The following is a 12434-nucleotide window of genomic DNA, read 5'->3' as shown; positions in this document are numbered from 1 at the left end:
GTGTGAGCAGTCGTACCGGGTGGTCAGCTATCTCCCCCGTCCCAGCGAGCGTGCCGTATGTCCAGGCGCGGCAGATTGCCATCGGCCGCGCGGGACGCCTCGCGCAGCGGCGTGCCTTCGGCGCGGTAGTGGTCGAGGGCGCGCAGCTCGTGCCCGGACAGCAGCACCCCGTCGGCGCGTACGACCCGCCACCACGGCACCGCCCCGCCGTAGAGCGCCATCACCCGGCCCACCTGGCGGGGTCCCCCTTCCCCCAGCCACTCCGCGACATCCCCGTAGGTCATCACCCGGCCCGGCGGAATGAGCTCCGCGACCTCCAGGACCCGCTCGGCGTACTCAGGCAGCTCATCCATGGCGGCCATGGTGCCGTACGCCACCGACAGTCCGCCGAGGGCGCACAAGATTGCCGGACTCCTCTTAAATGCGCCCTCATGCACCCATGCGCCACCCCCGCATGCCACCATCATCCGGGTGGTGACGCGTGATACGAGACCGAGAAGAGCAGTACGAGCAGCAGGGCGGGGAGTCTCCAGGGGAGGAGACCCGCCCCGCTGACGCCTTCCAGCCCGCGAACAGCGCACGCGCCGACCAGCTCGAAGGCGATGAACCGCTGCTCGCCGCCCGGGTGCACCGTCCCTCGGATCTGCTGCGCCTGCTGGTCGGCAGCCTCGCCATCGCCATCGTTCTCGGCATCGCTTACTTCGCGCATGGCACCACTGCCGGCCTTGAGCAGGACATCGAGAAGGGCACCGGGCAGGCGCCCCCGCTGTTCATCAAGGTCCTGGGCCTGGTCTCCAGCATCGCGGTCCTGATCGTCCCGGTCGCCTTCGCCATCGAACGGCTGATCAAACGCGATGGGCTGCGGATCGCCGACGGTGTCCTGGCCGCCGTGCTCGCCCACGGGGTCTCGCTCACCGCCGCGCTGTGGGTGACCCAACTCGCGCCCGGGGCCATCCAGGACGCGCTCACCAAACAGTCGCCCGCCGGCGGACTCACCGATCCGGTGCACAACTACCTCGGTCCGGTCATCGCGTATATGACGGCCGTCGGCATGGCCCGGCGGCCACGCTGGCGGGTGCTGCTCTGGGTCGTGCTGCTGGCGGATGCCTCCTCCGTCCTGATCAGCGGCTATATGACCACGCTCGCCATCGTCCTCACGGTGCTGATCGGCTGGACCGTCGCCTACGGCACGCTGTACGCGGTCGGCTCCCCGAATGTCCGTCCGACCGGCCAGAACCTCCTCACCGGACTGCGGCGGGTGGGCTTCAGACCGATCAGCGCGGTACGCGCCGAGGAGCCCACGACGCCCGAGGGACAGGACGGCAACGACCGGGGCCGCCGCTATCTGGTCACCCTGGAGGAGGGCTCCGCCACTGCCGCCGACGGCGAGACCCCGTTGCTCGATGTCACCATCGTCGACCGCGAACAGCAGGCACACGGCTACTTCTACCGCGCCTGGCGCCGCCTCGTGCTGCGCGGCATCAACCAGCGCCGCAACCTGCAATCACTGCGCCAGGCGCTGGAGCAGGAGGCGCTGCTCGCCTACGCCGCCATCGCGGCCGGGTCGAACGCCCCCAAGCTGATCGCCACCTCCGAGCTGGGCCCCGACGCGGTGATGCTCGTCTACGAGCACATCGGCGGCCGCCCCCTTGACGCGCTGTCGGACGAGGAGGTCACCGATGAGCTGATGCGGGCCACCTGGCAGCAGGTGAAGTCGCTCCAGTCGCGGCGGATCGCCCACCGGAGACTGACCGGAGACGCGGTGGTGGTGGCTCCTTCCGGCGAGGTCTTCCTCACCGATCTGCGCGGCGGCGAGATCGCGGCCGGTGACCTCATCCTGCGGATGGACGTCGCCCAGCTGCTGACCACCTTCGGCCTGCGGGTCGGCGCCGAGCGGGCGGTCTCCTCGGCGGTCGAGGTGCTCGGCCCGGACGCGGTCGCCGACAGCCTGCCGCTGCTGCAGCCCATCGCGCTCAGCCGCAGCACCCGTACCTTCCTGCGCAAGCTCGCCAAGGACCGCGCCGAACGGGAGCGCGAGGCGGTCCTGGCGGCCGCGCGCGCCAACAAGGAGGCCCGCGAGGCCCGTGGCGAGCGGCTGGAGGCGGACCGCAAGACCATACGGGCCGAGAAACGCGCCGTGGACGAGGCCCTGGAGGAGGCCCGCGAAGAGGATCTGCTGGCCCAGATCCGCCATGAGGTGCTGCGGATCCGGCCGCAGGCCCCGATAGAGCCCGCCCGGCTGGAGCGGGTCAAGCCACGCACCCTGGTGAGCTTCATCGGTGGCGCGCTCGCCGCCTACTTCCTGCTGTCCCAGCTCTCCGATGTGGACCTCAGACAGGTGGTCGCCGGAGCCAACTGGCGCTGGGTCGTCCTCGCGCTGGTCTTCTCCGCGCTCACCTACTTCGCCGCGGCGATGAGCCTGCTGGGCTTTGTGCCCGAGAAGGTGTCGTATCTGCGCACCGTCCTGGCCCAGGTCGCGGGGTCCTTCGTCAAACTGGTCGCCCCGGCCGCGATCGGCGGCGTCGCCCTCAACACCCGCTTTCTCCAGCGGTCCGGGGTACGCCCGGGGCACGCGGTCGCCAGCGTCGGCGCCTCCCAGCTCTTCGGCCTGGGGAGCTACGTTCTGCTGCTGCTGACCTTCGGCTATGTGACCGGTACGGAACGCACCCCCACGCTCACCCCGTCCCGCACGGTGATGGCGGGTCTGCTGACGGCCGCGGTGCTGGCGCTGATCGCCACGGCGGTCCCGGCGCTGCGGAAGTTCATCGTCACCCGGGTGCGTTCGCTCTTCGCGGGTGTCATCCCGCGGATGCTGGATGTGGTCCAGCGCCCGCAGAAGCTGCTCGCCGGTATCGGTGGGATGCTGCTGATGACCCTGGCCTTCGTGATGTGCCTGGACGCATCGGTCCGCGCCTTCGACTACGAGATGAGCTACGCCACCCTCGCGGTGGTCTTCCTCGCGGGGAACGCGCTGGGCTCGGCCGCCCCGACCCCCGGCGGCCTGGGCGCGGTGGAGGCGGCGATGATCGCCGTACTGATCGCTCTGGGCGCTCCCAAGGAGGTCGCCACCCCGGCGGTGCTGCTCTTCCGGCTGATGACCTTCTGGCTGCCGGTCCTCCCGGGCTGGCTGTCCTTCACCCACTTGACCCGCAAGGGCGCGCTGTAGGCCGGTCCCGTGCAGGCCGGTCCCGGGCTTCACCCATACGCCGCGTACAGCAGGCGCGGTCGGCTCGGCCGCACCGACGATGACATTCCCACCACCACAGGGAGAGCCGCCATGTCCGCAGCCGCCCAGAGGACCAGGGCCCTCGCCGCCGTCGCGATTCTCACTGTCGGTGCCGTCGCCGGGTGCGGCGGGAGCGGTGGTGAGGAGGCGAAGCAGACAGCCAGTCATCCGCCGTACGCCAGCCCCACCGCCGCGCTGCCGGGAAAGCTGACCGGTCAGAAGCTCAAGTGGGCCGGCTGTCAGAAAGATCCGGAGTTCGAGGAGGGTGCCGACGGTACCCCTGAACCGATGCCGGGCGGTGTGCCGTGGGAGTGCGCGACGCTCAAGGTGCCGCTCGACTATGCGAAGCCGGACGGCGACACCATGGACATCGCCATGATCCGGGCCAGGACCAAAGCCAAGGGCAAGGACCGGATCGGCTCCCTCATCTTCAACTTCGGCGGCCCGGGCGGCTCCGGGGTCGCCACACTGCCCGCCGCCGGCCAGGACTACGAAAAACTCAACAAACGCTACGACCTGGTCAGCTTTGATCCACGCGGGGTCGGCCGCAGCGAGGGGGTGCGGTGTCTGAGCGACAAGGAGCTGGATGAGTACTACCAGTCCGCCAGGCTGCCGCAGAATGACGCGGAGGCGCGCGAAACCCTCGATGAGCAGCGGAAGTACGCCAGAGCGTGCGAGAAGAACTCCGGCAAGGTGCTGCCGTATCTGACCACGGCCAATACCGCCCGCGATATGGATCTTATGCGGGAGGTTCTGGGCGACGAGAAGATGCACTACTTCGGCATCTCCTACGGCACCGAGCTGGGCGGCGTCTACGCCCACCTCTTCCCGGCGAGAATCAGCCGCGCCGTCTTCGACGCGGTGGTGGACCCGACCCAGACGCCCGCGGAGAGCAACCTCGGGCAGGCCAAGGGCTTCCAGCGGGCGCTGACCAACTACCTCGAGGCCTGCCATGACGACGGCCAGTGCCCGGTCGGGCAGACCCCGGCGAAGGGCGAGAAGGAGATCGCCGATCTGCTGGAACGGCTCGACAAGAAGCCGCTGAAGACGCGTGACCCCGATGGCCGCGAGCTCAACGGCTCGCTGGCGGCCTCCGGTGTCGCGCTGTCGCTCTACTCCCAGGACTTCTGGCAGCTGCTGACCGAGGGCCTTCAGGAGGCCATGAACGACAACGACGGCACGATGCTGCTGCGTCTGAGCGATCTGCTCAACGGCCGTCGCGAGGACGGGACATACGACAACAGCCAGGCCGCGCTGACCGCGATCTCCTGTGCTGACGACAAGCAGCGCTACACGTTGGCGGACATCAAGCGGAGGCTGCCCGAGTTCGAGAAGGCATCACCGGTTTTCGGCCAGCTGACCGCCTGGGGCATGGCCCAGTGCCACGGCTGGCCGTTCAAGGGCGAAACGGACCGGCCGAGGGTGAGCGCGGAGGGGGCTGAGCCGATCGTGGTGATCGGCAACACCGGGGATCCGGCGACGCCGTATGAGGGGGCGGCGAAGATGGCGAAGCAGCTGGGTGAGGACGTCGGGGTGGAGCTGACGTATGAGGGTGAGGGGCATGGCGCGTACAACAGTGGTGACCGGTGTGTGCGGCGGCATGTGAATGACTACTTGCTGGGCGGCAAGGTGCCGGCGGATGGGTCCACCTGCGAGTCGTGACCCCTGTCCGGGGCTGCCGCCCCGGACCCCTTCCCGGCTGTAACCGATACGCGGCTCCGCCGCGGGTGCTGTGGGTGGGTTTCCCCGATCCCGCCCCTTCCCGGAACCGGGGCTTCGCCCCGGGGCCCCGGGGTGGCCGGTGCGGGCCGGTGGCCGGGTTGTGCCCACCCACAGCCCCTCGCGGGGCTGCGAGTGCCCACAACGGGGTTGGGGGTCTGGGGGCGGCAGCCCCCAGTTTTGGGAAGGGGTGGGTTAGGGGAAACCCGCCGCGGTTAGTAGATGGGCTTCGTGGGTTCGATTTGGTTGACCCAGCCGATGACGCCGCCGCCGACATGGACCGCGTCGGCGAAGCCCGCGTTCTTCAGGACCGCGAGAACTTCCGCGGAGCGGACACCCGTCTTGCAATGCAAGACGATCTTCTTGTCCTGCGGCATGTCCTGCAGGGCGCCGCCCATCAGGAACTCGTTCTTGGGGATCAGCCGGGCGCCGGGGATGGAGACGATCTCGTACTCGTTCGGCTCACGGACATCGATGATGTCGATGCTCTCGCCCTCGTCGATCCACTCCTTGAGCTGCCGCGGGGTGATGGTCGCCCCAGCCGCGGCCTCCTGGGCCTCATCGGAGACCACACCGCAGAATGCCTCGTAGTCGATCAGCTCGGTCACGGTCGGGTTCTTGCCGCAGACCGCGCACTCCGGGTCCTTGCGGACCTTGACCTGGCGGTAGGTCATCTCCAGCGCGTCGTAGATCATCAGACGGCCGACCAGCGGGTCACCGATCCCGGCGAGCAGCTTGATGGCCTCATTGACCTGGATGGAGCCGATCGAGGCACACAGCACACCGAGCACGCCGCCCTCGGCGCAGGACGGCACCATGCCCGGCGGCGGCGGCTCCGGGTAGAGGCAGCGGTAGCAGGGGCCGTGCTCGCTCCAGAAGACCGAGGCCTGACCGTCGAAGCGGTAGATGGAGCCCCAGACATACGGCTTGTTCAGCAGCACACAGGCGTCGTTGACCAGATAGCGGGTGGCGAAGTTGTCCGTGCCGTCCACGATCAGGTCGTACTGGGCGAAGATGTCCATCACATTCGAGGAGTCGAGACGCTCCGCGTGAATCTGGACGTTGGTGTACGGGTTGATGCCCAGCACCGTGTCCTTGGCGGACTCGGCCTTGGAGCGGCCGATGTCCGCCTGGCTGTGGATGATCTGACGCTGCAGGTTCGATTCATCGACCTCGTCGAACTCCACGATGCCGAGCGTGCCGACACCGGCAGCGGCCAGATACATCAGTGCGGGCGAACCGAGACCGCCCGCGCCCACACAGAGCACCTTGGCGTTCTTCAGCCGCTTCTGCCCGTCCATCCCCACATCCGGGATGATCAGGTGGCGGGAGTACCTGCGGACCTCGTCGACGGTGAGCTCGGCAGCCGGCTCGACCAGGGGTGGCAGCGACACGTGGACCTCAGCAATGGGGTTGGTCGGCGTACGTACGGTTGTTCTCTGCGTAACACTGCCACGCCCTATCTCATTCCGAGACACCGAGTCCGATCCGCGAGACAATTTCGTCCCAGAAGCCGGGCAATGCCTCCCAAGGGTCGGTTCCGTCCCGCTTCATCCGGTCTGTGAAGTAGACGGTCCCCGCGCCCTGCCAGCGGGCGATGCGCAGGGCCTCCTCCAGATGGGTCCGCGGGACGCCGTGCACCAGATGGCAGAAGCGGTCCGACGGATAGTTCGCGGTCCACTCCGCCACCTGTGACCAGCGGTAGTCCGGCCACGCCCCACGGAAGGTCACCAGCTGGTCGGCGGCCTCCGCGTACCCCGGATAAGGGTGTGTGCCAGGGGCCAGGACGAGCAGGGTCCGGTGGTGCACACTCTCGCCCAGCGCCCGCAGGGTGGTCAGCGTCCGGCGGACCTCCGGCAGCCCGGAGCGCTCGGTCGGGGCACGGTCGAGATAGAACCCCTCCACGCCGTACCAGTCGAGAAAGCGGTGCGCGTCGGAGACGACCTCGCCGAACGGCCGGGTACCCAGCCGCAGATCGAGATGGCCCAGCACCCGCACCCCCGCGTCCCGCAGCGGGATCGTCGCCGCCCGGCAGTACGGATCCGGACGGGTCCCCGGGCCGCCCGCACCCATGGAGACCTTGAGCACCGCCCAGTGCAGCGGCACGCCGGGGCGGCTGAGCTCGGCCCACTCCACGGGCGCCAGCATCGGGTGGGCGTAGCCGGGCACGCCGACGCCGAGCCGGCCGGTCGTGGGGGTGCGGGGAACCTTCAGATGCGACATGCCGCCTCCATCCAGATATCCGCCAGGGACTCCTCCAGGCCGATACGCGGCCGCCAGCCCAGCCGGTCCCGCGCGGTCCGTACGTCCGCCTGCTGCCAGACGCCGCAGCCGTCCGGATACGGGGGCGCGGCCGGGACCGCGCCCAGATGGGGCTCATCCAGTTCATGGATGGCGCCGGTGAAGCCCGCGACCCGGGCGAGCACGGCGGCCGCGTCGCGCAGCCGTACGGCCCGTCCGGTGCCGATATTGACGATGCCCTGGGCGGCCGAGAGCGAGGCCGCGTGCACCGCCCGGGCGACATCGCGGACATCGACGAAGTCCCGCTGAATGCCGAGCCCGCTGAGCTTGAGCTCCCGGTCGCCCTGCTGCATCGCCCGCCGCATCGCCTCGGCGAGCCGCCCCAGCGGTGTTCCGGCGGGCGTGCCGGGCCCGGCCGGGGAGAAGACCCGCAGCACGATGGCGTCCAGGCCGGAGCCGAGCACCAGCTCGGTGGCGGCGAGCTTGCTGACGCCATACGGTCCGCCGGGCCGTGGCGTGGCGTCCTCGCCGGTCGAGGAGCCGGTCTGGGACGGGCCGTACTCGGCGGCACACCCGACATGCACCAGCCGGGCGCCGCAGCCGCTGCGGCGCAGGGACTCACAGACCGTGGCGGTGGACACGGTGTTGTGCCGGGTCAGCTCGCGGGCGCCGCCACGGATGGCGCCGGCACAGTTGATGACCACGCCGGGGTGTACCGCGTCCAGGAAGCGGGTGAGCGCCCCCGGGCTGCCGGTGGACAGATCAAACCGCACATCGGAGTCATCGCGGCGGCCCAGCGCGGTGAGCTGGACGGCGGGGTCGGCGAGCAGCCGGTCGGCGACATAGCGGCCGAGGAACCCGTTGGCCCCGAGCAGCAGCACCCTCATCGTGCCCCCTCCCCCGGTCGTACGGAGACGCCAGTGGCGCGCTGAACGGTCATTGGTGTCGCTCCTTGTCGGTATCGGAACCGCGTCCGTAATCCCGCTGCGGGGTACGGTGCGAGCGGAGCCGCGGCGGTCACCGCGGCTCCCGGTGGTGTGCTGAGGCACCCGTGAGGGCGGTGGCGGCGTAGGCCAGGGCGGCCAGAGCGGCGGCGGTGCAGGCCACCGCGGGGACGGCGGCGGACCCGTAGCCGGCGACCGCCAGCTCCACGGGGCGGGCGAGCGGGTCGAGTCCGGGCAGCCGGGCGGCGAGCACGGCGCCGAGCGCCATGGCCTCGAGGGCGCAGGCGGCTCCCAGTCCGGCGGTGACGGCCTGCGGAAAGCCATGGGTGGCCAGCAGCAGCGCGGTGAACAGCAGCATGCCGAGCGCGGCGATGGCGACGGAGCCGCTGTCGAGGTGGCCGCTGACCGCCGGACCTGCCGCTGGAACCGGCGCTGTCCCGGCCTCGTCAACGGCGAGCCGGACGGCCAGCTGCACGGTGAGCAGTGCGGCCGTGAAGAGTCCGACGGCCGCCGCCAGCAGTGGCCGGGTACGGGATGCGAACTCGCCCAGGCTCCGGCTGGACGCCAGCCGGAGCCTGGCCCGTACCGCGAACCAGCGCGCGCACCAGGCGGCGGGCGCGACCGCGAAGGCCAGGCTCAGCGGCGCCCAGGCCCGCGTCATCCCGGGCAGGTCCAGCGAATCCGGGCCGCCGGCCAGGAGTCCGGCCAGCAGCCAGTCCCCGATGAGCGCGTATCCGATCAGCCAGCAGCCGCACAGCGCGGTGCACCAGGACAGAACGATGCCCTGGATGCCGCGCAAGCACAGCCGGACGGCGGCCAGTACGAGGACCGCTCCGCTCAGGGCGACCGCCCACCACACGGCTGGTGCGGTCCGCCCGAGGAGAGAGAGCACGGCCAGGGTCAGTGCGCACAGCGCGCCGGGCAGCAGCCACAGCGCGGCCCGCAGGGGGCTGCGCCGCACTGGCGCGGGTCGCGGGCGCGGCGCCAACTCGCCCTCGGCCCGGGGCACCCGGGCGTACAGCTCCTCGGCGAGTGAGAAGACATCGCGATGTTTGAAGCGCGCGGCCGTCCGGTCGGTCACGCCGTGCGCTTCCAGGCCGGCGGCGATCTCCAGCGGGTCCACGGCCCGTTCGCACAGCTCCCGGTGCCGGTGCATCAGCGCGCGTACGGGGTCGGCGGGCCCCCGGCGGGGGGTGGACATCGTGCTCATCCCGCGTCCTCCTTCCGGCCGGTGGCTCCGACCCCGACTGGGCGGGCCCAGCTGGGGGCGCGTACAGCGGCGGCGTCCGGGACGTAGCCGCTGGGCGGGTGGGAGCGTCGCCCGCCCGCCCAGCGGCCCGGCACATGGGATTCGGCGGGGCGGCCGAAGGGCCGGACATCCTCGCGGGCCGGGCAGCGGGAGATCAGTTCCAGATAGACGCCGTGGAACGCCGCGACGTTCTGCTCGACGGTGAAGAGTTCCAGGGCCCGTGCCCGCGCCGCCGCGCCCAGCCGGGCCCGGCGCTCCGGGTCGCGCAGCAGCGCGAGGCAGGCGTCCGCCAACGCACGCGGATTGCGCGGCGGCACCACCAGACCGGTGCCGCCGATGACCTCACAGACCGCGCCGACGTCCGTGGAGACCGTGGCGCGGCCGCAGAACATCGCCTCCACCAGCGAGACCGGGAAGCCCTCCACGACGCTGGAGAGCAGTACGACGCTGCTCATCGCGTACGCGTCCTCAAGCCGCGGGATGACCGGGCTGCCGACCTCCTCGAAGGAGACCGGGTTGTCCCCCACCGTCACCGCGTCGGCGGCCTCGTCGGGGAAGAGCTGGGCGGCCAGCGCCCGGCAGTGCGCCAGATAGCTGTCGCCCTGTGCGTCGCGATCGCGCTGGGTTTCACGATCATGCTGGGCGTCACGATCGTGCTGGGTGTCACGATCGTGCTGGGTGTCACGATCGTGCTGGGTGTCACGATCGTGCTGGGTGTCACGATCGTGCTGGGCGTCGCGGTCGTGCTGGCCGGGCCCCTGCTGCTTGCTGTCCACGATCAGCAGCCGGGCGCCCGGCTCGGCCCGGTGGACCTCGGCGAAGGCGTGCAGCAGCGCGATCAGATCCTTGGTGGGCTCGATCCGGCCCACCCACACCAGGGTGGGGCTGGACTCCCCCGCGCCGGTGTCCTCCTCGACCGTCGCGAAGGGCGCGGCGTCCATGCCCGGATAGATCGTCCGCAGCCGCCCACGGTCGGCGCCGCAGCGCTCCTGCCAGCGCCGGGCGTGGGTGTTTCCGGGGGTGATCACCTCGGCCTGCCGGTAGGCCTCCCGGGCGAGCAGCCCCTGGAAGGAGGCGAGGAGGGAGCGTACGGGCGCGCCCGCCGTTGACGGGGCGACGGCGTGCCCGGCGCTGGCCAGATAGTGCTCGCGCAGCCGCACACCGTACTCGGTGATCAGCAGTGGGGTCCCGAAGGTCCGCTTCGCCAGCAGCCCCGGCAGCGCGGCGGGTCCACCGCCGACGGCATGGCACAGATCCGCCCCGGCCAGCCCCGGATCGAGCTCGCCTTCGCCCTCTTCGGCGCCACGCGGCTCGTACCAGTCCAGCGAGAGGGGGCGCAGCGCCCGCTCCAGCCGTTCGGTGACGGCGAGCAGATCGGCCACCTGTACGGCGCGTACGGCCCGGAGCGCGCCGGGCGCCCGGCAGGCGGTCTCCAGAATCCGGACCGCCTGTTCCGAGCGGAGCGCGGTGGCCAGCCCGCCATGGTCCCGGGCCAGTTCGGCCAGCCCGTACAACCCGCTGGCGAAACGGTCCGCCTCGGCGCCCTCTTCGCAGACGGCCGCCACCAGCTCACCGAAGTGCTCCGCGAACCGACGCCGTTCGCGCCGCCCGTAGCCACGGCTCTCCTCCGCGCCCCCGGCATCGGGCGGGCCCCACAGCGGCGCGGTGCGCACGCGCAGCACATTGGGCGGCAGCTCCTGCCAACCGCCCTCCTGCTGCCGCTTGCTGCGGCTCAGCGCGCATACGTCGAATTCATGGTCGCCAAGCCCGCGCACCAGTCGGTCGCACCACACCACCGACTCACCACGCGCATACGGATAGCCACCCTCTGTAAGTAGTGCAATGCGCATGAATGCACCCCCGACCTTCCCTATGAGCCACCGGTGTGGCGTTGCGGCAAGACGGTATGCGCGGGATATGGGGGGATGATGGACGGTTGTCCATCGCACCACCGGAAGGGGTGAACAACCGTGACTTTTGCACCGGTTGTGCGTTCCCCTGTACTAGGGGGGTTGTCAACCCCGTACCGTCACCCCTTGGGGAAGGGCCAGGCGTTGGGTCGGCAGGTCGCGTCGCCGGTGGTCAGGAACTTCGTCTGCTGCATCATCACCGGGGCCGGCGCACCATCCCGGGGACAGCCGACATGGCCGAAGCCGAGCCGGTGACCCACCTCGTGATTGATGAGCATCTGCCGGTAGAGGTGCATCTTCTCGGGGCCAAAGGTTTCGGCGCCCCGCGCCCAGCGATAGGCATTGATCATGACGCGCTCGGTGGCCGCCGAGTCGCAGGAGACATTGTCCTCGGTGGTGTCCAGTCCGGACTTGGCACACCAGACGGCGGTCGTAGCGGGACTTGCCAGCGTGATCACAAAGTCCACCGGACCGGAGGACACCCGCTCAAACGTACGAACGCCGTCGTTGCTCCAACTCCGTTTATCGGTCAGCGTCTTCTGTACGGCCTCCGCGAAGAGCTTGCCGTCCAGCCCGATGCCGTCCTCGATATCCACCCGGTAGGTCAGCTTCTGACCGCTTCCCGGCGCCTTGTCGTGCCCCGCGACGGCGCTGAGCTTCCCGGAACCCTTCAGCTTCGGGTCCAGCTGGAAGATCTGGGCCATCTGCTGTTCATACGTCATCGGGAGGGCCCCCGGCGGCTCCGCGGGCCCCGGGCGTCCGTCCGCCTGCGACTCCTTGCCGGGGTCCGTGCGGTCCACGCCACCGGCGCTGGGAGGGTCCTCGCGCCGCTCCGTGGCCATCTGGCCGGCGACCACGGCCGCCAGTACGGTCGCGATCGCCGCCGCGACAATCCCGGTCACCGTGCGGCCCCGTCGGCCCTTGGCGAAGTCATCCCGCCGGCCGGGCTCTTCGGGCGGCGGCTCCTGGGCCGCGGTACGAGCAGCGGGGGGCTTCCCGGCGGAAGGGGCCTCGGGGGCGCCTGCCGCGAACACATCGTCGTCGAGCCCCTCGAAGGCTTCCACATACTCCCGCCGTGGCCCGGATTCACGGCGCTGCCCCGGAATCCCGCCACTGGGACGCCCGCCCGCGAAGCGGTACGGCCC

General features: G+C 70.7%; 9 protein-coding genes. 2 read left to right on the top strand and 7 right to left on the bottom strand.

Going from position 1 to position 12434, the window contains the following annotated elements; genetic code table 11:
• Positions 1–23: 23 nt before the first annotated feature.
• A complete protein-coding gene (locus test1122_RS18435) occupies positions 24–362 on the bottom strand; it encodes an MGMT family protein (protein ID WP_232271967.1) in 339 nt (112 codons plus the stop codon).
• Positions 363–484: 122 nt separating this feature from the next.
• Here test1122_RS18435 and test1122_RS18430 point away from each other — a divergent pair, with 122 nt between their 5' ends.
• Positions 485–3166 carry a flippase-like domain-containing protein gene (locus test1122_RS18430; protein ID WP_422397085.1) on the top strand — a complete coding sequence of 894 codons (2682 nt, stop codon included), beginning with the start codon at positions 485–487 and terminating at the stop codon, positions 3164–3166.
• Between the two features lie 111 nt (positions 3167–3277).
• Complete coding sequence (locus tag test1122_RS18425; protein ID WP_232270272.1) at positions 3278–4888, top strand: alpha/beta hydrolase; 1611 nt, start codon at positions 3278–3280, stop codon at positions 4886–4888.
• Between the two features lie 272 nt (positions 4889–5160).
• Here test1122_RS18425 and moeZ read toward each other — a convergent pair whose 3' ends face one another.
• The 6 genes from moeZ to test1122_RS18395 all read right to left on the bottom strand — a co-directional run bounded on the left by moeZ (position 5161) and on the right by test1122_RS18395 (position 12353).
• On the bottom strand, positions 5161–6339 hold the full coding sequence (gene moeZ / locus test1122_RS18420; RefSeq protein ID WP_232270271.1) for an adenylyltransferase/sulfurtransferase MoeZ: 1179 nt from the start codon (positions 6337–6339) through the stop codon (positions 5161–5163).
• A gap of 70 nt (positions 6340–6409) precedes the next feature.
• Complete coding sequence (locus test1122_RS18415; protein WP_232270270.1) at positions 6410–7168, bottom strand: spherulation-specific family 4 protein; 759 nt, start codon at positions 7166–7168, stop codon at positions 6410–6412.
• Positions 7156–8073, bottom strand: a complete 918-nt coding sequence (locus test1122_RS18410) for an NAD-dependent epimerase/dehydratase family protein (protein WP_232270269.1) — start codon at positions 8071–8073, stop codon at positions 7156–7158. Before test1122_RS18410 ends, test1122_RS18415 begins: the two co-directional genes overlap by 13 nt.
• Before the next feature lie 130 nt (positions 8074–8203).
• Complete coding sequence (locus test1122_RS18405) at positions 8204–9340, bottom strand: hypothetical protein (protein WP_232270268.1); 1137 nt, start codon at positions 9338–9340, stop codon at positions 8204–8206.
• Positions 9337–11229: a DUF3492 domain-containing protein gene (locus test1122_RS18400; protein ID WP_232270267.1), complete on the bottom strand. Its 1893-nt coding sequence runs from the start codon at positions 11227–11229 to the stop codon at positions 9337–9339. The genes test1122_RS18405 and test1122_RS18400 overlap by 4 nt, the downstream gene beginning before the upstream one ends.
• Positions 11230–11408: 179 nt before the next feature.
• The gene (locus test1122_RS18395; RefSeq protein ID WP_338423550.1) at positions 11409–12353 is read right to left on the bottom strand and encodes a DUF3152 domain-containing protein; all 945 of its coding nucleotides are present in this window, start codon (positions 12351–12353) and stop codon (positions 11409–11411) included.
• Positions 12354–12434: the final 81 nt, after the last annotated feature.

Source organism: Streptomyces gobiensis (assembly GCF_021216675.1).
Lineage (GTDB): Bacteria > Actinomycetota > Actinomycetes > Streptomycetales > Streptomycetaceae > Streptomyces > Streptomyces gobiensis.
This window is presented reverse-complemented; position numbering and strand designations above follow the sequence as displayed.